Origin of the sequence: Shewanella sp. M16, assembly GCF_018224605.1 — a bacterium.
Lineage (GTDB): Bacteria > Pseudomonadota > Gammaproteobacteria > Enterobacterales > Shewanellaceae > Shewanella > Shewanella oncorhynchi.
Genome location: NZ_JAGTUL010000014.1, coordinates 89,077 through 111,549 on the forward strand (window position 1 = coordinate 89,077; position 22,473 = coordinate 111,549).

17 protein-coding genes and 1 riboswitch are annotated in these 22,473 nt (G+C 45.8%); of the genes, 12 read left to right on the top strand and 5 right to left on the bottom strand.

Annotation, left to right across the window (positions count from 1 at the left end):
* Positions 1-95 precede the first annotated feature (95 nt).
* From sfsA to KFE26_RS11430, 10 genes are all read left to right on the top strand, one after another.
* Entirely contained in the window at positions 96-800 is a 705-nt protein-coding gene (sfsA, locus tag KFE26_RS11385) for a DNA/RNA nuclease SfsA (protein ID WP_212600461.1), read from the top strand.
* Between the two features lie 163 nt (positions 801-963).
* A complete protein-coding gene (dksA, locus tag KFE26_RS11390) occupies positions 964-1,407 on the top strand; it encodes an RNA polymerase-binding protein DksA (RefSeq protein ID WP_006082967.1) in 444 nt (147 codons plus the stop codon).
* A 169-nt stretch (positions 1,408-1,576) separates the two neighbouring features.
* Complete coding sequence (gluQRS, locus tag KFE26_RS11395) at positions 1,577-2,491, top strand: tRNA glutamyl-Q(34) synthetase GluQRS (RefSeq protein ID WP_212600462.1); 915 nt, start codon at positions 1,577-1,579, stop codon at positions 2,489-2,491.
* 19 nt (positions 2,492-2,510) lie between these two features.
* Entirely contained in the window at positions 2,511-4,052 is a 1,542-nt protein-coding gene (locus KFE26_RS11400; RefSeq protein WP_212600463.1) for a polynucleotide adenylyltransferase PcnB, read from the top strand.
* Positions 4,052-4,540, top strand: a complete 489-nt coding sequence (folK, locus tag KFE26_RS11405; protein ID WP_212600464.1) for a 2-amino-4-hydroxy-6-hydroxymethyldihydropteridine diphosphokinase — start codon at positions 4,052-4,054, stop codon at positions 4,538-4,540. The genes KFE26_RS11400 and folK overlap by 1 nt, the downstream gene beginning before the upstream one ends.
* Before the next feature lie 56 nt (positions 4,541-4,596).
* Positions 4,597-5,394, top strand: coding sequence for a 3-methyl-2-oxobutanoate hydroxymethyltransferase (gene panB, locus KFE26_RS11410; RefSeq protein WP_028761774.1), 798 nt, complete (start codon positions 4,597-4,599; stop codon positions 5,392-5,394).
* Positions 5,395-5,418: 24 nt separating this feature from the next.
* Positions 5,419-6,264 carry a pantoate--beta-alanine ligase gene (gene panC, locus KFE26_RS11415; RefSeq protein ID WP_173497277.1) on the top strand — a complete coding sequence of 282 codons (846 nt, stop codon included), beginning with the start codon at positions 5,419-5,421 and terminating at the stop codon, positions 6,262-6,264.
* A gap of 389 nt (positions 6,265-6,653) precedes the next feature.
* A complete protein-coding gene (locus tag KFE26_RS11420) occupies positions 6,654-7,181 on the top strand; it encodes a DUF4124 domain-containing protein (RefSeq protein ID WP_212600465.1) in 528 nt (175 codons plus the stop codon).
* A 551-nt stretch (positions 7,182-7,732) separates the two neighbouring features.
* Positions 7,733-8,152, top strand: coding sequence for a curlin (locus tag KFE26_RS11425; protein WP_105251518.1), 420 nt, complete (start codon positions 7,733-7,735; stop codon positions 8,150-8,152).
* 14 nt (positions 8,153-8,166) lie between these two features.
* Complete coding sequence (locus KFE26_RS11430) at positions 8,167-9,672, top strand: curlin (RefSeq protein WP_212600466.1); 1,506 nt, start codon at positions 8,167-8,169, stop codon at positions 9,670-9,672.
* Between the two features lie 174 nt (positions 9,673-9,846).
* Here KFE26_RS11430 and KFE26_RS11435 read toward each other — a convergent pair whose 3' ends face one another.
* Together KFE26_RS11435 and KFE26_RS11440 are read right to left on the bottom strand one after the other, a co-directional pair.
* Positions 9,847-10,512, bottom strand: coding sequence for a helix-turn-helix transcriptional regulator (locus KFE26_RS11435; protein WP_014611267.1), 666 nt, complete (start codon positions 10,510-10,512; stop codon positions 9,847-9,849).
* Positions 10,513-10,907: 395 nt separating this feature from the next.
* Positions 10,908-11,516 carry a DUF2238 domain-containing protein gene (locus KFE26_RS11440; RefSeq protein WP_105251516.1) on the bottom strand — a complete coding sequence of 203 codons (609 nt, stop codon included), beginning with the start codon at positions 11,514-11,516 and terminating at the stop codon, positions 10,908-10,910.
* 154 nt (positions 11,517-11,670) lie between these two features.
* On the opposite strand from KFE26_RS11440, the gene serA reads away from it, so the two are divergent.
* Together serA and ygfZ are read left to right on the top strand one after the other, a co-directional pair.
* Positions 11,671-12,900: a phosphoglycerate dehydrogenase gene (gene serA, locus KFE26_RS11445; protein ID WP_105251515.1), complete on the top strand. Its 1,230-nt coding sequence runs from the start codon at positions 11,671-11,673 to the stop codon at positions 12,898-12,900.
* A 154-nt stretch (positions 12,901-13,054) separates the two neighbouring features.
* Positions 13,055-14,017 (top strand): tRNA-modifying protein YgfZ, encoded by a 963-nt coding sequence (gene ygfZ / locus KFE26_RS11450; RefSeq protein ID WP_212600467.1) that lies wholly within the window; start codon positions 13,055-13,057, stop codon positions 14,015-14,017.
* Positions 14,018-14,105: 88 nt separating this feature from the next.
* Here the strand turns inward: ygfZ and KFE26_RS11455 are convergent, their stop codons facing one another.
* The 3 genes from KFE26_RS11455 to KFE26_RS11465 form a co-directional block, all read right to left on the bottom strand.
* Complete coding sequence (locus KFE26_RS11455; RefSeq protein ID WP_028759378.1) at positions 14,106-15,122, bottom strand: two-component system response regulator; 1,017 nt, start codon at positions 15,120-15,122, stop codon at positions 14,106-14,108.
* A gap of 48 nt (positions 15,123-15,170) precedes the next feature.
* Complete coding sequence (locus tag KFE26_RS11460; RefSeq protein WP_212600468.1) at positions 15,171-20,501, bottom strand: PAS domain S-box protein; 5,331 nt, start codon at positions 20,499-20,501, stop codon at positions 15,171-15,173.
* 144 nt (positions 20,502-20,645) lie between these two features.
* Positions 20,646-22,004: a sodium:alanine symporter family protein gene (locus KFE26_RS11465; RefSeq protein WP_212600469.1), complete on the bottom strand. Its 1,359-nt coding sequence runs from the start codon at positions 22,002-22,004 to the stop codon at positions 20,646-20,648.
* Positions 22,005-22,254: 250 nt separating this feature from the next.
* Positions 22,255-22,384, bottom strand: a riboswitch (glycine riboswitch).
* Positions 22,385-22,473: the final 89 nt, after the last annotated feature.

The following is a 22,473-nucleotide window of genomic DNA, read 5'->3' on the forward strand; positions in this document are numbered from 1 at the left end:
CAAAGCAATTGGCTAAAGTAACTCAGGTAAAATCTGTAAACATTTGCGAAATTTGCTAGGCTTTGCGACCTAGAACAGCCGAGATAGGTCTACCTATGGAATTTACACCGCCACTACAACAGGGCATTTTATTGCGCCGCTATAAGCGTTTTCTGGCCGATGTGCAGCTAAGCGATGGCAGTGAGATCACCCTACATTGCCCCAATACGGGTTCTATGCGTAATTGCCTGTATCCCGGTGAAACCGTATGGTTTTCTACCTCTGATAACCCTAAACGTAAGTACGCCCATACATGGGAACTGATGACCACGCCAGATGCAGGCTTAATCGGTATCCACTCGGGTCAGGCCAACACCTTAGCCGAAGAAGCCATCAATAAAGGTATCATCAAGGAGCTCACGGGTTATGACAGCCTAAGCCGCGAAGTTAAATATGGTGATGAAAATAGCCGCATCGATATTCTGCTACAGGGTGCTCAAAAACCCGCCTGTTATATAGAAGTCAAAAGTTGTACTTTGCTCGAAGATGGCCAAGGTTATTTTCCCGATGCTGTAAGCCTACGCGGTCAAAAACATTTACGTGAATTGATGCACATGGTGAGTCAAGGCTACAGAGCCGTATTGCTGTTTGTGGTGCAGCACAGTGAAATATTCAGTGTTGCCCCCGCCGCACATATCGACCCTGAATATGCTAAGTTACTGAAAATGGCTGTGTTAGCCGGCGTTGAAGTGCTAGCCTATCGCTGTAAAATCTCCCCTACAGAGATTCACCTAGCCCAAGCCTGCGATGTACGAGTATGATGTTAAGGCTGAGTTAAATTTGATTTCATTTGAATTAGCGAACATAGTCAAAAAATTCAATCAAAGCAGAATGAAAAGTTTGCCTCGATGTGAAGATTCTGCTATAGATAGCGGCCGTTCTTAAGGACGCCCTACAAACGCAAATGATTACAGGAGATGCGTTATGCCTGAAGGCACCAAAAAACTTGGCGTACTCGCTATCGCAGGTGTAAATCCTTACCAGGAAAAGCCGGGTGAGGAGTATATGAACGCTAAGCAACTGGGTCACTTCAAGACAATTCTTGAAGCTTGGCGCAATCAGTTGCGTGAAGAGGTCGACCGTACTCTTAGCCACATGCAGGACGAAGCCGCAAACTTTCCCGATCCTGTTGACCGTGCAGCACAAGAAGAAGAGTTCAGCCTCGAACTTCGTGCTCGCGATAGAGAACGTAAGCTGATCAAAAAAATCGAAAAAACACTGCAAAAAATTGAAGAGGACGATTTCGGCTTCTGTGATTCTTGCGGTATCGAAATCGGCATCCGCCGTCTCGAAGCGCGTCCAACAGCCGATCAATGCATCGACTGTAAAACGCTTGCAGAGATCAAAGAGAAACAAATGGCTGGTTAATCAAGCATACTGGGCGGGGATTTCCCCGCCTATTTGTTTCTAGCAACTCGTAAACTCGACGAGCTTAAGCCAAGCTCACTCCAATTTACCCCGATTCGCTTTTCTCTTGGTATCCCTCTAAAATACATCCACTTTTACCGTCGCGACTTTAAAACGCCATCTAGTTGTTATGTCAAAGCCATTACATTCCGATTTATCCAGCCAGCCCTATGTCGGCCGCTTTGCGCCTTCGCCTTCGGGTGCCTTGCACTTTGGCTCGCTTATCGCCGCCCTTGGCAGTTATCTGCGTGCCCGCTCGCAACAGGGTAAATGGCTAATTCGCATCGAAGATATAGACCCACCGCGGGAAGTCAAAGGCGCCGCCGATGATATCTTACGCACCTTAGAAGCCTATGGATTTGAGTGGGATGATGTGCCTCTGTATCAAAGCCAGCGCACAGCGGCTTATCAAGCGCAAATTGACTCGCTACTCGCCCAAGATAAAGCCTATTTCTGCCAATGTAGTCGCAAGCAAATTCAAGCCATGGGCGGCGTCTACGATGGCCGCTGCCACCGATTGCCACAAACCCAGTCTGCAAATCTTGTTAGGTCGGGTGCGGTGCGAATCGTCAACACGGCGCAAGTGCAAGAATTTGATGACAATCTAATGGGCCATATTTGCGTTGATAGCCATTTTGCCGCAGAGGATTTCATAATCAAACGCAGTGATGGTCTGTACGCCTATCAATTGGCCGTGATACTCGACGATGCTTATCAAGGGGTCACCGAAGTGGTTCGAGGCTGCGACTTAATCGAGGCCAGTTGTCGCCAACTGAGTTTGTATCAAAGCTTTGGTTTAGCCGCACCGCAATGGCTGCACTTGCCGCTCGCCTGCATAAGTAAAGGCTTTAAGCTCTCAAAACAGAATCATGCACAGGCAATTGATACGCTTAATCCACAGTCGAGCCTTAATGCGGCACTGGCATTTTTAGGCCAAACACCCGTCGAAACCCGCGGCTCTGTGGCACAAATGCTCGCTCAAGCCGTGGATCAGTTTCAATTATCCACTATACCGCAACAATCTGAGATACTGATCGAGCCCTGATATACTCATTAGGCCGCATTTGGTATATGATAGCCGCCAGATTTTTAATCAAATAACAGATCATATTTCGAGGTGTCCCATTTTTCGCCGTATCAGCCAATTCTGCAAACAGCTATTTGAAGACGCGCCTAAAACGACCGCTCCGACTCCAGCTCAGATTGAACCAACAACGCCAGAACAAAATTCCGGTGCTTTGAGTTTAGAGTTAGTACCAAGAGATGCCCATACCATCTCGCGCAAACAAATCAGCGAGAATGCCCTTAAGGTATTATACAGACTGAATAAATCTGGCTTTAAAGCCTATTTAGTCGGCGGCGGTGTACGCGATTTACTCTTAGGGATTGAACCGAAAGATTTCGACATAGTGACCAATGCAACACCGGAAGAAATCAAAAAATTATTCCGTAATTGCCGTGTTGTCGGTCGCCGTTTCCGCTTAGCACACATTGTTTTCGGTCGCGATGTGATTGAAGTCGCCACCTTCCGTGGTCACCACGGCGAAAGTAATGAGAAAGTATCTAAAGCCAATGCCGAAGGGCGTTTGCTGCGCGATAACGTCTATGGCGAAATCGATGAAGATGCCGAGCGCCGCGACTTTACCGTCAATGCCCTCTATTACGATATCAGCGATTACTCGATTCGCAGCTATGGCGGCGGTATGGCCGATCTCAAAGCTGGCACCCTAAGATTAATCGGCGATCCTGAAACCCGTTACCGTGAAGATCCGGTGCGTATGTTAAGGGCGGTGCGTTTCGCCACTAAGCTCAACATGGGTATCGAAACAGTCACAGCAGCGCCGATTAAACAATTAGCGCCACTGCTCAAAGATATTCCGGCAGCACGCATGTACGAAGAAGTGTTAAAACTCTTCTTTGCAGGCAAAGCCTTAGCCAACTTCGAATTAATGCAAGAATACAAGCTATTTGCGCCGCTGTTTCCGCAAGTGGCCGCTCTGCTAAAAGATGATCCTAAAGGTACGACCATGAAAATGGTGCAAGCCATCATGAAGAGCACAGATCAAAGAGTTAACGAAGATAAGCCGGTCACACCTTCATTCTTCTATGCTGCGCTTCTCTGGTATCCACTGCGTCAACGCGCCGAGGATATCGCGGTTGAAAGTGGCCTAACCTTATATGATGCCTTCTTTGCCGCCATGGGCGATGTGATGGAGCAGCAATGCCAAACCATTAGCATTCCACGCCGTTTTAGTACACCGGCAAAAGACATTTGGCAGTTGCAGTTACGCTTCGATCGTAGCCAAGGCACCCGCGCCTTTAAACTGATGGAACACCCTAAGTTTAGAGCCGCATACGATTTGCTCTTGCTCAGGGGCGAAGTCGAAGCGGGTAATGTCGCTAAAAGTGCCGCTTGGTGGCAACAATTTGTCGAGGCCGATGAAACAGAACGTTTAGCCATAGCGCGTAGCGGCAGTAAATCGCCAAACCGCAACCGTAATGCCACCCAACGTCGTCGCCGTCCTCGTGCACCTAATGCCGATGGTTCAGCGCCGACGAGCGCACCTAAAGCGAGTGGCACACCTAAAGTTAAAACGGCTGAATAATGCCCCGCGTCTACGTCGCATTAGGCGCAAATCTTGAAGATCCCAAGGCTCAATTGGACAATGCCGTGACGGCATTGTCCGCCTTAGCCTTAGGCAATAGTCTCGTCGTTTCTCCCTATTACCATTCGACGCCCATGGGCGATGTCGTGCAACCCGATTATGTTAATGCGGTAGCGAGTTTCGATACTGATCTTGCGCCATTAGCTTTACTCGATGCACTGCAGCATATTGAAAACACCCAAGGACGAATCCGCCTAGAGCGTTGGGGGCCTAGAACCTTAGATCTCGATTTACTCTTGTATGGTAATGAGAACATTGACATTCCTAGACTCAAAGTGCCCCACTACGGCATGAAAACGCGCAGCTTTGTGCTCGTGCCTTTAGCCGCAATTGCACCGGATCTGATTCTGCCGTGCAACACTGCCATCGACAGTCTTATCGATACAAAAATGTTGGCCGAGTTACAACAACTGGGCATTGATCATTGAAGTCCGTCCTCAGTTAGCTTATAACACCACTTCTATTTGGTTTGAAGATCATCCATATGTCTAAAATTACTAGCTCAACCCTGTTGAAATACAAACAGGAAGGTAGAAAATTCACGGCACTGACAGCCTATGATGCCAGTTTTGCCAGCGCGTTCGATAGCGAAGGTGTCGATGTGCTGCTGGTCGGCGATTCTTTGGGAATGGTTCTCCAAGGCCATGACGATACCCTGCCCGTCACTACTGCAGAAATCGCTTACCATACTCGCTGTGTTCGTCGCGGTATCGAACGTGCCCTGCTGATCGCCGATATGCCCTTTATGAGTTACGCCACGCCAGAACAAGCCATGGTCAACGCCACTGAGTTAATGCAAGCTGGCGCGAACATGGTCAAAGTCGAAGGCGGCCACTGGTTACTCGAAACCGTCACTAAGCTCACCGAACGCGGTATTCCTGTGTGTGCCCACTTAGGCTTAACGCCTCAGTCGGTTCATGTGTTTGGTGGTTTTAAAGTGCAAGGCCGCGATGCCGAAAATGCCCAGCGCATCCTCGACGAAGCTAAGGCTTTAGAAGCCGCGGGGGCTCAACTACTCGTAGTGGAATGTATCCCTGCGCCTCTCGCTGCGGCGATCACTCAAGCCTTAACGATTCCAGTCATTGGAATTGGCGCAGGCGCATCGACCGACGGTCAAATCTTGGTGATGCATGATGTGTTAGGTATTTCAAGTGGTTACATTCCACGTTTCTCGAAAAACTACCTAAAACAAACCGGTGAAATTCGTTCTGCGGTACGTGCTTATATCGACGAAGTTGCCCAAGGAACTTTTCCTGGCGAAGAACACACTTTTAACAAATAACAGATTTATGCAAGGTAAGGCTCAATGATCACTAGCGCCCATATTGATGATATTCGCACTCAAGTGCGTGCATGGCGTGCCAAGGGCGAGACTGTCGCTTTTGTGCCGACCATGGGCAATCTCCATCGGGGACACATCACCTTAGTGAAAGAAGCGGCTAAACGTTGTGATCATGTGGTGGTATCGATTTTCGTCAATCCAATGCAATTTGGTCAGAACGAAGATCTCGATGCCTACCCACGCACACTCGCCGCCGACAGCGAAGCCCTCACCGCCGCTGGCGCTGAGTTGCTGTTTACCCCAACGCCAGCCGTGATGTATCCCAAGGGCTTAGCGCAACAAACCTATGTTGAAGTGCCAGGTATTTCAGATCTGCTCTGCGGCGCTAGCCGTCCGGGGCATTTTCGTGGCGTTGCGACAATCGTCTGTAAACTATTCAACATAGTACAGCCCGATGTGGCACTCTTTGGCAATAAAGACTATCAACAGCTATTAGTCATTGAAACTATGGTTGAAGACTTGTCATTACCGATTGAGATTATCGGTGTTGATACCATACGTGAGGACTCAGGTTTAGCCATGAGTTCGCGCAATGGTTATCTCACCACCGCAGAAAAAGCCGCGGCACCAGCGTTAAAACAGGCAATAGATGCTATGGCTGCAGGGATCAAACAAGGTCAGAGTGTTGATGCTGTCACCGAGCAAGCGAAAATCAGTTTAGTGGCGGCGGGCTTTACGCCGGATTATCTGGAAATTCGTCATGCCCACACGCTTGAGAAAGCGCAGAGCCAAGACCAAACCTTAGTCATTTTGGCCGCCGCCTATATAGGTAAAGCGCGACTTATCGACAACTTAAGGTTCGATCGCTAATCTCTTAAGCGTTATCAATAAATAAAAAGGAGCAGTCGCTCCTTTTTATTTACCTAATGCTCGACCAGAAGCTATTTTCTTCTTTAGAATCAATCCAAGCGCCAAAAATTTGAAGCGTCAAAAAACTGGTTTTATCCCTAAATTTACGCCATAGTATGATGCAGATGTTAACTTAAGGTAAATGATTAGCGGCAGACATTGACGAGTGAATTTGACCTTATAATGATGTATGGCTAATCCTTTAATTTATTGGGCTTAACAGCCCGTCGACCTAACAATAAACGGTTAAAAAGGCATAATAATATAAACGTCATAATCACTATTTATCATGCTTAATCAAACAATTAAATCATAATAGCTATGCAAGTGTACAAAGGATTTGTGGCCTCATGGCAAGACTGATACTCACCCTAATTTGTGTTATTTTGCCCACTGCAATACAGGCAAATACCATTTATAAATGCCGTAAAGATGACAAAATTGTCTTTAGCCAAACCGCTTGCCCGCAGGAATTTAGCCAACATAAAATCGAATACCAGTTAGGGATAACGACTGAAGTAGACTCTGATAAAAGGGATATTCCTGTCGATCCCTTACACACTCTACTGAATAGTCGAACCATTTCTAAAGAAAAATTATTGCAGTTACTCGATGGCGAGATATATCGTCTTAAGCAGGAAAATAGCTATTTTGAAATTCTGCGCGCCAGTGAATTGCAAAAATTAGAACGTAAACGTTATTGGCAAAATAAAGAGAAAACCGATCCTGAATACATTAACGAAATGGACGATATCAATACTCGCTTCAATGCGTTAACTGTGAGTAATAACAGTGCGATGCAACAACTGAAAGACCGTAAAAGCCAAATCAGTACCGAAGCATTCCATGAAGAGTTAAAAGAACCAGAAAAGCACTGATCTCGCATAAAACAGTAGTATTAATCTTCTCTCTACCCCATTAAGGAATTCAATCATAATAATGGTTAATTTTCCGCTCACAGTAATGTCCCTTTGTTTAACCTAGAATTCATTACCTCAAGGACAAGAAGCCTGTTGTTGCAAAGGGTAAATGACATAGGTTGCTACAGTTAATTAAACTCCTCACCAGTTTCTCGCTGGCACAAACGCATACTTTTTTATCAAGAAAATGCAAACGCGATAGTCGATGTATTTCCCTTCACTTGTTATTGCATTGTTTAAAAATCAAATACTCGCTTCACAACAAATACGACTTAACTACTAGGACAACTAGACTAGACCCCTTAAATAAAAACACGTCAATAAACATATAAAATCTATTTAATCAATACGATATAAATACAGCTATCATTTACCTTCCGTTAATCCTTTCTAGAATAAATACCCGTTTGGCCAATTGCGACATATTAACGGGACTCGTATCTTCAGGTCTGAATTTGGGATGCAAGTTGCTTTAAGCAGCCCAAGATATTTGATGCAAGGAGTCACCCGTGCCAAATACCTCTATACGCTTTTTGGTGCCGCTGATCTTGCTCTGTAGTTGTATGACTTCAGCACAAGAGCTGAATGTCAACGAGTTACCCGTAACCCTTCAGGCATTACTGGAACGTTCCGGTCGCGATAACCTTATCGAGCTGGTTCAACAAGGCACTGCCAACCAAGGATTACTGTTCCAGTCAGGCAGCGATAACAAGGCCGATGTAACACAAGTAGGCAATGATAACGATGCGCTAATCACACAGATTGGTTCAAACAATGAAGTCCAACTACTGCAAGTCGGCAGTCAAAATACGGCTTCAGTGACACAAATTGGCAATGACAATCTCGTGCAACTGAACCAACTAGGAAGCGGCAACTTTTCGATTCAACAGATTGCGGACGGTGCTGCAATCTCAATAACTCAATATTAAACAGGGAGCGTCACATGAAATCACAAGCTAAAAAATCACTTATTGCTTTGGCCATTGCAACAGGTTTAAGCGGTCAAGCTTTTGCTGCCAGTACAGTGAGCGAAATTAGCGTAGTACAGTCAGGCCAAGCCCAAGACACTTTAGTCTCACAAACGGGTGGCCTTAACGCCGCAGCGGTTGTACAAACAGGTAGAGATCAAACCGCAACCGTCATCCAAGACGGTGTGTGGCATGAAGCGGCTATTAATTCAACGGGTGATGATAACAAGGTCCAAATAACGCAACAAGTTGACTGGCATGTGGCAAGTGCAAATGTTGTAGGTGACAACAACAATGTAAATGTGTCGCAAGATGGTTTCTTTAACCAAAGCAGTAGCGATGTTACTGGCAACGATAACACGGTATTCGTTAACCAATTAGGCGAAGTCAACGAAAGCCAAGTTGAAATCACTGGCGCTGAAAACAGCGTGTTTGTTGAGCAAGAAGGCGACGCAAACTTTGCAGTATTCCGCGTTGAAGGCAGCAACAACGACGGTAAAATCACACAAATCGGTGACAACAACCAAGCGGGTTTAATTGCCCTTGATTTAACCGCTAACGTGGGTAACAACAACGACGTTTCTGTTAATCAAGCGGGTAACAATAACTTTGGCGCAGCGAAAGGTATTGCAGGTAATGACAACACAGTAGACATGGTCCAAAAAGGTGATAACCATGTTGGCTTCGTTTACGCACTGGCCGGCAGCGAAAACGATATTTCAATGGATCAAAAAGGTAACGGCAACACGGCTTATCTTGCTATGACAACGGGTGATGACAACAGTGTCGATATTACCCAAAATGGCAGCAGCAACACTATCGGTGATACTTTAGTGGCAGATATCCAAGGTGATGATAACGATATTACTATCACTCAAAAAGGCGATGTCAACGGTGCAGAGTTCCAAGTATGGGGCGATAGCAACGACGTTGACTTGAAACAAAAAGGCGATGCGAACTTCGCAACCTTTGGTGCATACGGTGCAGATAATGACTTCGATTTATCTTCTAAAGGCGATAACAACGAAATCATTGCTTTCGCTGATGGTCAAGATAACAGTATTGAAGTTAGCCAAGAAGGTGATGAGAACTTTGCTTATGTAGATGCCGTGGGTAACGATAACGAAGTTGATGTTGAGCAAGATGGCGCTGAGAACGAAACATTAATTTCTGTTGCTGGCAACAACAATGCCGATGTCAGCGCACTTCAAAGTGGCGATCTTAACGTTATTGACCTGATTATTGAAGGTGATGAAAACACCGCGCAAATTACTCAATCAGGTAACGGTAACTGGGTAGGCGGCGATAGCGACACTTCATTTGCATCAAATTCATTTGGCGTTAGCGGTGACAATAACAGCCTGTCAATCACTCAAACGGGTAATGACAACTTAGTGTTAGGTTCTCAAGCGGGCACTAACAACAGCATCAACGTGAACCAATCAGGCAATATGAACGTTGCCACTGTAGTGCAATACTAGTCAATACTGTTAAACCACCACAGCTAAACTCTTTAGTGGTGGTTTATAAAAAGGGTATTAAACAAAAAGCGGGAATGTTTAAATAAACATTCCCGCTTTTCTATGTTGATATGCTAGTAATCATTAACATTAACCACTCAAAGCGAAAAACTAACGACCAATATCTTTAACTGACTAACTGCACAGCTCAAAGTGAGTTTGATAGGTTTGCGCCCAACGTAAAAGCTCAACCCGATTACGAGACTGGGTCTTGCGGAAAATAGAAGAAATATGCGCCTTCACTGTATGTTCGCTGATACATAACCTATGAGCGATTTCTTTATTCCTCGCACCACTCGATACGAATTGAATGATAGTGCGTTCACGGGATGTCAGCATCTGCAGCATAGCCACAGTATCAGAGGGCATTTCATTATTACCTTCTAACTTTTGTACGACACGGCGAAACATTTTGCTTAGCAAAGTTCTATCGTACCAAAGTTCCTCTGCCACCATTTTACGTAAACCCGTTAACATCAGATCCATACGTTGATCGGCAAATAAAATACCTCGAATGCCGAGCAACATTGCAGATTCTTGGTCTAAGGAGTCTCGCTCAACTTGATACAGCGCCACAGGAAAATGTGACACTAATCGCGAAGCTAACAGAGGTATCCCTTTGTTATCTAATGCAGAACCTTTTTGGGTGATCAGATAAAAACTACGGCGACTCTTGTCTAAATCCAGTTCTGCCGCATGCTTTACTATACGCGTTTTCAAACCTATGGATTCAGCGAGTAACGCTAAATGACATGGCGCGGCCATTTGGTGTAAAAAAACCAATTCATTAATTGTGCTCAATGACTCTCCTCCCTGAAAAGTATTCTCTATTGCAAAATGGTATGTTTGACTCGTCTTTTTAGTTAGATGTTTTCAACATTCCATTAACCTAGTTAATTCTGACTAGTTAACGATTGAAAAACATCACCCAAATGTACTATTCCCTATTTAATGCTAGTAGGTTCGACTAACTCACCACAATAAAATGGAATAACAGTCAAAAATACCGTTTTACTTGGCCAACGCCCAGCACCTAATACTTTCCAACTATGACGTTATAAACCCAAAGTTGCAACACAAAGAAAACACAATAACAACACTAAAGTATGACAACTCAATGTCATCACACTCACACCATATATTTCAGGGAAGAAAGTCTTACAACTCGAACAGAGAGCATCACCCACTTTTAGCCGCTAAATCCTCTGCTTGAGTCTCGCGATTTGTTTATCTTGAAAACGAGACAGTAAAGCTAACGCGACAATTGCACCAATGAGGGCAAGAAACATGTCAGATTGGGTATCCCATACATAGCCTTGAGTCCCTAAAAAGGCTTCAGCCCCTTCGCCAGTTGCCACGGCAACCCACCATTCGATCAGTTCATAAAACGCCGAAAAAGCGAGTACAAAACAAGTGGCAAGAAACGCACACCAAGCCCCAGGTTTAACAGCTTGATTACGCAACATAATTTCACGGGCGAGCATGGCTGGGATAAAACCTTGCGCAAAATGACCCACTTTATCGTAATTATTACGTTCTGAACCCATCCAATCGGCAATCGTGTCGAATAACGGCACTTCAGCGTAAGTATAATGAGCGCCTACAAACAACACACAGCAGTGTATTAAGACGAGAAAATACACTAAAGGTGTCAGTGGAAAACGTTTGCGAGTAAAGAATAAAATCGGTACAGCAATCAATGCAGGCAAGGCTTCGAGCCACCACGTGAAAGGATCTGCGGGTTTTATCGCCGACCACACCAAAACTGAGAGGTAAATACCGCACCATGCGATTTTGTTATTCAATGTTTCTTCCTCTTATGCGATATTGTTCTAAATTTAGAATATTAACTTTAGCCATCTAGCCCTCCACACTGAGCAAAAAAAGTGTTACTTTGGTGGGTGAAGGTTGTGAGCATATCATAAGAAACATTTCTATTAATTAGAGGGTACCCATATCATGGCGAAACATTCGCTGGACAAGGATAAGATCAAGATCCTGCTGTTGGAAGGCGTCCACCAATCTGCGGTCGATGTATTTGAACGTGCGGGATACACCAATATCGAATACCACAAAGCTTCCTTAAGCGATGAAGCCTTACTTGAGTCCATTAAAGATGCGCATTTTGTGGGACTTCGTTCGCGTACCCAATTAACTGCTGAGGTGCTGAAACGTGCCGAGAAGTTAATCGCGATAGGATGTTTCTGTATTGGAACCAACCAAGTCGACCTTGCCACCGCCGAATCCCTTGGTATCCCAGTATTTAACGCTCCCTTCTCAAACACTCGCAGTGTTGCAGAACTCGTGATTGGCGAAATCATTATGTTGATGCGGGGTATCCCTGAACGCAACGCTATCGCTCACCGTGGCGGCTGGATGAAAACCGCAGCTGGCAGCTATGAAGTGCGTGGTAAAACCTTAGGTGTGATTGGTTACGGCCATATTGGTACTCAGCTTGGCATTCTGGCGGAAACCTTAGGTATGCGCGTCGTGTTCTTCGATATCGAAGACAAACTGCCACTAGGTAACGCACAACAAGTCCATTCGTTGGAACTCCTATTAGCACAAGCTGATGTAGTAAGCTTACATGTCCCTGAAACTCCACAAACAAAAGACATGATAGGCGCTGCCGAGTTTGCAGCAATGAAAAAGGGCAGCATCTTTATCAACGCATCACGCGGTACTGTAGTCGATATTGAAGCTTTAACCGTTGCGTTAAAAGAACGTCACCTCGCAGGTGCAGCAATCGATGTATTCCCCGTTGAACCACAATCGAATGACGATGAATTTATCAGTCCTCTACGCGGTTTAGACAATGTTCTACTCACGCCGCATGTGGGCGGTAGCACGGCCGAAGCCCAAGAAAACATTGGTATCGAAGTCGCGGGTAAGCTCGCTAAATACTCAGACAACGGCTCAACCGTTTCTGCGGTTAACTTCCCTGAAGTGTCATTACCAACACATAAAGGCACCTCGCGCTTGCTGCATATTCACCAAAACCGTCCGGGCGTGTTGATCAAGATCAACCAAGCCTTCTCGGAAAAAGGCATCAACATCGCCGCCCAATATTTGCAGACCACCGCAGAAATTGGTTATGTCGTGATGGAAGTAGACACAACTCAAGCGGAAGAAGCCTTAGTTGAACTCAAAGCCATTGAAGGTACATTGCGTACTCGCGTGCTGTTTTAAACTTTAAACTCCACTCGCTTTAAGCCTATCGACTAAAGCACACATATTAAGGCGCACAGATCATTCACAGATATGTGCGCCTTATGCTTTTGAGCCAACTGGAATTCCGTTACAATCTAGCCTCTCACATCGTCTTCATTTTCAGGATCTCGCTATGACTATTTCAGTTTCTACGCCCCATTGGGATCTGGACGCTACCTTGCCTCCACTTATGCTTGCCAACTTATCTCATTTGGGCCTCATCAAAGTCGTTGGAGAACAAGGCCGCAGTTTTATCCATGGCCAAGTGACCACAGACATCAGCTCATTGGCCACAGATCAATGGCGCTGGGGCGCCCATTGCGATCCTAAAGGTAAAATGCTGGCCAGTTTCAGAACCTTTGCCATTCAAGATGCACTCTTTATGTTGATGCCAAAGGATGCCATCGAAGTCGATTTACCCCAGTTACAAAAATATGCCGTTTTTAGTAAAGCCACCCTAAGCAATGCATCCGCTGAGTGGACTCTGCTCGGGGTTGCCGGTGAACAGGCAAGCCAATTCGTGAACAAACATTTTGGTGACATTCAGCAAGAGCTCACACTCATTGAAAATGGTGCGATTTTAAAAGACGCTGAACGTTTTATTTTAGTATTAACACCAGATGCCGCAGCGGCTTTAGTTGCGCAATCGGAACTGAGTGTATTTGACGCCAGTGCATGGCAAGCGTTAGAGATTGCAGCAGGTTACCCCAACCTTGCCGCCAGCCATGCCAGTCAGTACGTACCGCAGATGTGTAATCTACAAGCGGTTAACGGTATCAGCTTCAATAAGGGCTGTTACATGGGACAAGAAACCATAGCGCGAATGAAATATCGCGGTGGTAATAAACGCGCCCTGTATATTTTGCGCGGTCACACCAATCTTCAAATCAACCTAGCATCAGGCCTTGAAATCGCGATGGAAGACAGTTTTCGCCGTGGCGGTCAAATCATTGAGTTTGTACAGCGCGGCAACCAAGTCTTGTTAACCGCCGTACTTCCTAATGACACGGCTAATGATACTCAACTACGTTTTGCCGACGATGAACAATCACATTTAACGATCCAAGCCCTACCCTACTCATTAGATGAAGCGTAATGCTTTGATTTAATATGATTAATATAAAATATTGAAGCAGAATAAAGGCGCCAATGGCGCCTTTATCTTAGTCAATGCACTTCGAGCATCAATTTTCTAAATAAGTATCTCGAATGGCAATTGCTTCTGGCAGGATTTGCTTGAACTCCTCCACCAGCTTAGGATCGAAATGTTTTCCCGCTTGATTTTCAAATAGCTCCATAGTTGCTTCAATCGTCCAAGCCTGCTTGTAAGGCCGTTGCGAAGTCAGCGCATCGAACACATCAGCAATCGCGGTGATACGCCCTTCAAGGGGAATTTCTTCACCTACCAAGCCATTGGGGTAACCTGAACCATCCCACTTCTCATGGTGAGTTAAGGCGATACGACGGGCCATTTGCAATAACGGATCGCTATGTTCACCAATAATTTCTGCACCTATGGCGGCGTGCTGCTGCATAATTTCCCATTCCTGCGCATCAAGTTTCCCAGGCTTTTTCAGCACAGCATCGGGCGTACCGATTTTACCAATATCGTGCATAGGCGCCGCGTTAAAAATCAAGTCACAAAAGGTTGTCGGTAAGCCGAGCTTTATCGCTAAAATGCGGGCGTAATGACTCATGCGCACAACATGTAGACCTGTCTCGTTGTCTTTGTATTCAGCGGCACGGCCAAGACGACGGATAATCTCGAAACGGGTTTCTTCTAATTCGTGAGTACGAACTTTAACTTGTTGTTCGAGTAGACGTTTTTGATCATAGAGCGCAAGATGCGTTTTAACTCGCGCTTTAACGACAGGCGCACTGACAGGCTTAGTAATGTAATCCACCGCGCCCAATGCAAAACCTTGGGCTTCATCAGCAATTTCAGATAAGGCGGTCACGAAGATCACCGGAATATGGCTGGTCAGCGGCTCTTGCTTTAGCAGCTTGCAGACTTCATAGCCATTCATACCAGGCATCATGACATCGAGAAGAATCAAGTCAGGCCGCGATTTTGTCACTAACGCTAATGCCCTTGGCCCATCGATCGCCACTTTGACTTTATAATCATCACCTAGAATACCAATCAAAATATCAATATTCTCAGGTGTATCATCGACGACTAATATTGTTGCTTTTTCCATTAACAACTCCACTCAATGTCAGGCATTATAAATTCGCGCTACCGCTTTCTATCCTAACTGTGTAATCACATCGTCAATTAAGTCGATTGCCTCATCAAACTGATACTGGTTAATCATAGATAAAGCGGGGCTTAATGTTTGCCACATTGCACTACTCACCTTCGGCTTTAACGCATCAATTTTTGCCACAGCACTGGCATCGGCTTCATCTAGATTCTGACGTAAGACCCGTAATGCGGCTCTCAAGTCCTCATCTGATAGCAAGTCCACCGCTTGAGGCTCGGCTTGATTCACCGCTGCTGGTTTGGCGTGTTCAATCGCATCACAGATAGAGGCCACTAGCGGTTGAATTTGAACTAACTCATCTTCATAGGGCGCTTTCTCTGTTAAATGCAACTCAAGCAAACGCGCTAATTCCACCAATTTTGCCGAACTTAAATTACCCGCTAAGCCTTTAAGGGTGTGGGCGATACGCACGGCATCGTCGACTTGATTCGCCGCGATGGCTTTGCGAACCTGCTCCACCACATTACGTTGACTGCTCACGAAACGATCAAAGATTCGTTGATAAAGACGCGTCGAATGCTGCACCAGTTGCAAACCTCTATCAATATCCAACTCAGGGTGTTCTGGCCACTTGAGCAATACCGTTTTATCAGCGCCATTGCTGACTTCCCCCTGTGCGCTGGACGAAGTTAACTGAGTTGAGGCTTCCGCCCTTATCGCAGCAGAAATTCCAGAAGATCCGAGGTATTTCAATAGGGTTTGATAGAGCACATTCACTTCTATGGGCTTGGCAATATGGTCATTCATCCCTGCCCTAAGACACATATCTCTATCACCAGCCATCGCATTAGCAGTCATAGCGACGACAGGTAAATTTGCCAACTCAGGCCTTTTCCTTATCGCTTTAGTGGCTTGATAACCATCCATCACCGGCATTTGGCAGTCCATCAACACTAGATCGAAATGCTGTTGAGATAGCTTATCTAAGGCGATTTGGCCATTGGTCGCTATGGATAAAATAATCCCCACTTGCTCTAAAAACTCGCTGGCGACTTCGAGATTCATCTCGTTATCTTCCACTAATAAGATACGTTTCCCTTGAAGCGGCAATAATAACTGCGGCGCCAGCTCTTCAGTGCGGCGTCTCACTGGCAATATGCCTTCACGGCCAATCGCATTCATTATGCCATCGAGCATGCGTGAGGCGCTGATGGGTTTACTGATGTACCCCGCCAGTGCTAATTGCTCAATTTGAGTGATAAATTCATGATTAGCATGGGCGGATACCATCAAGATCTTAGGCTGAGACTTAGCCTGTAGTTGGATCTGACGAGCGGTTTCTAACCCGTCCATATTGGGCATTTTCCAATCGATTAATGCCACTTCATAGGTCTGCAGTAAACAGCGGCTTATTGCTTCTTCACCTGAACGAACCGTATCGACTCTAAAGCCCATACTTTCGAGCGTTGTACGCATTATGTCTCTGGCGGTCGCGTTATCATCTACCACCAGCACAGACATGCCCTCAAGCTCTTGCTCAAGCACTAATTTTTGGCCCTCGGAAATTTGTAACTTCACAGTGAAATAGAAGGTGCTACCATGACCAAATTGACTTTCGACACCAATATTGCCCCCCATGAGTTCAACGAGTTGCTTGCAAATAGCCAAGCCTAAGCCTGTACCACCGTATTTACGGGTGGTTGAAGTATCCGCTTGGGTAAAGGATTTAAATAATTTTGCTTGCTGCTGCTCAGTTAAGCCTATGCCGCTGTCACGCACGCTAAAACGCAGCACGACATCATCATCTTGCTGCTCAACTAAGCTTAGCGACAATAACACCTCACCCCGTTCGGTGAACTTAATGGCGTTATTCATCAGATTAATCAACACTTGCCCTAATCGCAGCGAATCCCCTAACAGATAACGAGGCACGTTGGGCGCAACGGCAAACAATAATTCAATCTGTTTGTGGGCGGCTTTCTCAGAAAACATATCGCTGAGATCTTCCAACATAGTGTCGAGCTGAAATGGCACAGATTCTATGTCGAGCTTACCCGCTTCAATCTTAGAGAAATCCAGAATATCATTGATAATTGATAGTAAAGACTGCGATGCCCGCTCAATCTTCTCTACATAATTTTTCTGTTTTTGATCAAGCTCAGTCTGCAAGCACAGCTGCGACATGCCGATAATGGCGTTCATCGGGGTGCGTATTTCATGGGACATATTAGCCAAGAAGTCACCTTTGGCTTTACTGGCGGCATCGGCTTGCTCTTTGGCAAGTAACAGTTCATCGGAGAGCAATTTAAGCTCTGTCATATCGACCATGCTGATCACAGCCGATTCAAATTGTCCTTGGGCATCTAACAATGCCGACACATTGACCGTCATCCATAAAGGCGCACCAGAAGGACGAATAAAACTGCGCTCGCCGCGATAATGATCAATCTTACCTTCAACCAACTCCTGAAATTGCGCCTTGGCAATAAGCTTATCTTGCGCGCTAAGGACCTCAAAAATTGCGGTATTGCGTAAACTCTCCCGTGACCGCGCCATATCGGCACAGAATTGGTCATTACAATCTAAGATAACGCCTTTAACATCCACATTGACGATACCAATGGTCGCACCATCGAACAGTGCCTTAAAGTGCGCTTCACTGAGGGCTAACTCTTGTTCTATGCTCTTGCGTTGGGTGATGTCCATTACATACCCATTCCAAGTAATAGCGCCATCCTCTTCAACATGGCCGCTCGCACCCGCCTCCATCCAACGTATGCTGCCATTGGGATGGCGATAACGAAACTCGCGGATCCATTGAAACCTATCTTCACTCTTACCCGAAAGTGCCCGCACGACATCCGGCCTTTCGTCATCAAAAATCCGCTCAGCGATGATGTCAAAATTACTAATAAGATCATCACGATGTAGACCCAGCATTTTCATTGCCGCACCAGAGAGAAAGGTAAATCTGCGATCAGTAGGCGAGTGCCACAACAATTGGTACACGGTACAAGGAATAGACTCTGTAATATTGGTCAATTGCAGGCGCGAAGCCTCCAACTGCCCTATAGCAAGCTTACTCTCTGTGATGTCATCAATACTGCCGTCGAACCAAAGTGGAACGCCCTCTTCGGTATAACTTGCCTTACCTTTCTCATGCACCCAGCGCACACTGCCATCGCGATGGCGGATACGATATTCCACTTCAAAGGTAGCTTGAAGTGCGAGTGCTTTATCCATTTCCTGCAGGCAGAAGCCCCGATCTTCCTCGATGATCAAAGAGATATAAGTACGATTCTGATTATTGATAAATTGGCTTGCGGCATATCCCGTAATTTCACCAATATTGTCACTGATATATTCCATTACCCAAATATCGCCAATACGTAAACGATATACGGCGCTAGGGATATTGGAGACCAATCCACGAAAACGCTCCTCACTCTCCCGAATTTTAAGTTCAACCGCAATTTTATCCGTCATATCGCGAATCGAAGCTGCAACTTGCTTTTGTCCATCCGCATCCGCAGGGAGCATACTCAGCGCAATTTCCGCAATAAATTCATTACCATCGGCTTTTAAAGCCCGAACATGACGCGCATTTGCCATGCCTCTATCGCGGCCTTCGCGAAGGAATTGTTGTCGCTCAAGAACATGTCGGGTTCCCAATTCTTGTGGCAGTAACTGCTCAACTTTCAAACCCAACATAGCCCCTGTATCAAATCCAAAAAGCTGCTGGCAACGACTGTTAGTAAAAACGATTAACCCCTGTTGGTCGACAATCAACATGGCCTCAGGCGCAGCCTCAAGCACGGCATTTGACCAAGCCGCCGCCGAAAACTGCTCAGTAACATCGGTAAATAACATTTCCACCGACATTAACTCACCAGTATCTGATAATAATGGCTGCATAAAGACATCGAGCCTTCTTAAATACCCTTTTTCATCCAGCATTTCCACTTGATGCGAAGGCACATTCTGGCCCTTTAAGGCTAAATCGGTATATTCCCAATTCTTCTCATTGAGGGGATTAGCCGAGAAGAGCCTTTGATATTTGCGCTTGAGCAAATCAGGGGAGATCCCCAGCACCTTAGTTACCCCCTCACTAACCTGGGCGAGTTGGCCATTAGGTTCGAGGGAACAATAGAAAGATTTATCACTCATACCATCAATTAGGCGCGCAAAGCGATTACCGCGGGAATCAAGAATGGCTTGTTCACGTTCTGCAAGTAATTCCGCCATTTGATTGAAGGTATTACTCAGCGTCACAATCTCACTTACGGCACCTTTAGGTACAATAAGCTGCTGAGTTTTACCCTGTCCAAAGGACAAGATACCCGACTCGAGTAGCTCTAACGGCCGAGTTAACCGTTTCGCCGCCAGATAACAAGTCAGCAATAATAAGAGGGTTAATAAGCTTAAATTGAGGATGATAGATGCCAGATCATCAAGCAGAGAGTTGAATAAATCTTGTTCTGGCGCTAATACAATCACACGCCACTTTAAATGCGGTACAGTCGCAATACTCGCAAGATAAACAACATCTTGGTTATCGACAAACCTTGCTTGACCATCAAGCCTTTTATCCTGTAGCGTCCAAAAATCGGCATTTTTATCTTTATTCTTATCGAGCCACTGGGCTGAAGTCGTTGCCAGTACTTTTTCTTTATCTATATGATAAATCAGCCGCCCTTGATCGTCTAAAACCACCAGACGATTTGGTGCAATCCCCAATTGTTTTGGCAATCCATCTAAAGCTAAATCAACCGTGGCGACCCCAAAATAATTGTCTACCTCACCAAAAGGAGCTGAATAGGTCAACATCAGAATATTTCCCGCCCCCTCATCAAAGTATGCCTTTGACCAATAACCGTTCGCTTGATTGATAGCCTTGCTCCACCAATCCCAAGTGCCATCGGTATAGTCGTAGCCTTCAGCGCCAATATCGAGATAATGGAGATCGTCGCTGCCACTGGTGTCGCGGTAAACATAGGGAGAAAAGAGCTTGCGATTAGGAAAGGTGTTCGGTTTAAATGCGACTGCGGAGCCAAAAAAATCAGGATTACGTTTGACTCGATTCATCAAGACACTTTTAACACTCTCAGTGTCATTCATGTCTTCTTTACTTGACAAAAAACCAATAAAATCAGCAAGACCTTGGGTTTTGGCCTGCGCATGCTCGAGCAGAAACTGCAGACGAGAAGCCGAATGACTCGCCTCTTGTGTCAGGCTATGGTAAAGCCGATTCTCTGAGGAGATATAACTAAACCAAGCGTTTACACCATAGACACTCGCCATAATTAAAATGAGAGGCAAGGCTATGTGGGATAAAATCCTACTGCGAAAAGTACGAAGTTTACTTTTTTCCATGGTGTCGCCCTAAAGCCCCCGATTTTATAAGCACTGCATTTAAAAATAGCACTTATAAAGTAAACGAAGAATTTAGTGGCGACAATGTCAAAGTTAAAATAATGTGAAGTAATTTATTGTTTTAACAATACTAATAAGCCGTCTCTAAGAAGCCGTCTCTAAGGTTTGATTAGGTAAGATACGAGCAAAATAACTTTGGGTTTCGGCGATAATGATATGCCTCAAGCCCACAATGGCGATCAAGTTAGGGATAGCCATCAAACCATTAACCGTATCGGCCAACAACCAAATCACATCCAGTTTGATAAAAGCACCACCGGCAATCAGCACCAAAAACACCACTTGATACATGCGTAGCCCGCGCTCACCGACTAAGTAATACCAACAGCGTTCACCATAATAATGCCAGCCCAAAATCGTTGTAAACGCAAAACACACTAGCGCAATCGTCACCAAATACTGACCCACAAGCGCTGAACCTCCCAGAGTAAAAGCAGCACTCGTCATCGCGGCACCCGCAGTCTCACCACTCCATACCCCAGTGATAATCAGCACTAAGCCCGTCATAGTGCAAATGATAATAGTATCGAAGAAAGTACCCGTCATGCTGACGAGACCTTGCTCAACGGGTTCATTGGTCTTAGCGGCAGCGGCGGCAATGGGTGCACTACCAAGGCCAGATTCGTTCGAGAACACACCTCGGGCAATACCGATTTGAATAGCCTGTGCGACTGTTGCCCCTAAAAATCCTCCCGCTGCCGAGAGTGGCGTAAAGGCAGATTCAATCACTAAAGCTAAGGCGGGTAAAATCTGCTCAGAAAATCCGACTAAGATCCACACGCAGGCCAGCACATAACCAATCGACATCGCAGGCACAAGTTTTTGCGCCACATTTGAAATGCGCTTTACGCCACCCAAAGTGACTGCAGCAACTAACACAGTCAACACGGTCGCGGTCAACCAAGTCGGCACCTCAAAGGCAATAGTCAGTGCATCGCTGATGGCGTTAACCTGTGCAAAAGTACCGATACCGAAAAAGGCCACACCAACCCCAAAGAGAGCAAACAATTTCGCCATCCAAGGTAGACCAAGGCCGTGCTCGATATAATACATAGGGCCACCCGCAATCTGCCCACGAGCATCGGTGGTACGGTACTTTACCGCCAACATACACTCAGCATATTTAGTCGCCATGCCGAAAAATGCCGCCAGCCACATCCAAAATAACGCACCTGGCCCGCCCATTTTTATTGCCGTCGCCACGCCGACAATATTACCGGTACCGATAGTGGCGGACAGCGCCGTACAAAGCGCGGCAAAGGAAGATAAATCCCCATGACCTTTGGCGGGTTTAAACAACAATCCCATCGCCATCGGCAGACGAAATACTTGGATAAGCTTGAGACGCACAGTGAGGTAAACCCCTGTACCCACCAGCAAACAAAGGGTAATTGGGCCCCAGACGATGCCATTAATACTGGCAAGTAAAGCTTGAAAACTCATGATATTCCTCGAATATTAAACAACAAAATTAATAAACGGAGGAGGAAAAGAAATGGCTGTGACGCGCCGCAGTCGGACGCTATAGCGAACTATTTTGACCTAATCTCGGCCGAGAATCGCCTAAGCTGAACGCTAAAAGCGTAGCAAGCGAGAGCTCTACACGAGTGCTTTCAATAAGAGCAAAAGTGCTCCATCTCAAGCAAAAGAGTAAAAATAGCCCACGACGACAAACGACAGGGACTGTGCAGTCATCCTCTCCTCTGTCCTTTTGCCTGAGCGTTTCGCATCGCAGGTTATACAATAACACCACGACACTTTCGCCTTCGGCGCCACCTGATTGCACAATGAGTGCAACTGGTAGTCTCTCCAGAGGCTCGTCCAGTAACAGTCCACGCCTATCGGCACCTGAAAGAGTGCTTTGTTTTTATAAGAAGACTCGCTTCTGTAAAACCAAAGTTGCCTCGTCGGT

Bases quoted from the DNA above. Each gene is read 5' to 3' on its own strand.
- sfsA (WP_212600461.1), top strand. From the start codon at position 96: ATGGAATTTACACCGCCACTACAACAGGGCATTTTATTGCGCCGCTAT.
- dksA (WP_006082967.1), top strand. From the start codon at position 964: ATGCCTGAAGGCACCAAAAAACTTGGCGTACTCGCTATCGCAGGTGTA.
- gluQRS (WP_212600462.1), top strand. From the start codon at position 1,577: ATGTCAAAGCCATTACATTCCGATTTATCCAGCCAGCCCTATGTCGGC.
- folK (WP_212600464.1), top strand. From the start codon at position 4,052: ATGCCCCGCGTCTACGTCGCATTAGGCGCAAATCTTGAAGATCCCAAG.
- panB (WP_028761774.1), top strand. From the start codon at position 4,597: ATGTCTAAAATTACTAGCTCAACCCTGTTGAAATACAAACAGGAAGGT.
- panC (WP_173497277.1), top strand. From the start codon at position 5,419: ATGATCACTAGCGCCCATATTGATGATATTCGCACTCAAGTGCGTGCA.
- KFE26_RS11420 (WP_212600465.1), top strand. From the start codon at position 6,654: ATGGCAAGACTGATACTCACCCTAATTTGTGTTATTTTGCCCACTGCA.
- KFE26_RS11430 (WP_212600466.1), top strand. From the start codon at position 8,167: ATGAAATCACAAGCTAAAAAATCACTTATTGCTTTGGCCATTGCAACA.
- serA (WP_105251515.1), top strand. From the start codon at position 11,671: ATGGCGAAACATTCGCTGGACAAGGATAAGATCAAGATCCTGCTGTTG.
- ygfZ (WP_212600467.1), top strand. From the start codon at position 13,055: ATGACTATTTCAGTTTCTACGCCCCATTGGGATCTGGACGCTACCTTG.
- KFE26_RS11455 (WP_028759378.1), bottom strand. From the start codon at position 15,122: ATGGAAAAAGCAACAATATTAGTCGTCGATGATACACCTGAGAATATT.
- KFE26_RS11460 (WP_212600468.1), bottom strand. From the start codon at position 20,501: ATGGAAAAAAGTAAACTTCGTACTTTTCGCAGTAGGATTTTATCCCAC.
- KFE26_RS11465 (WP_212600469.1), bottom strand. From the start codon at position 22,004: ATGAGTTTTCAAGCTTTACTTGCCAGTATTAATGGCATCGTCTGGGGC.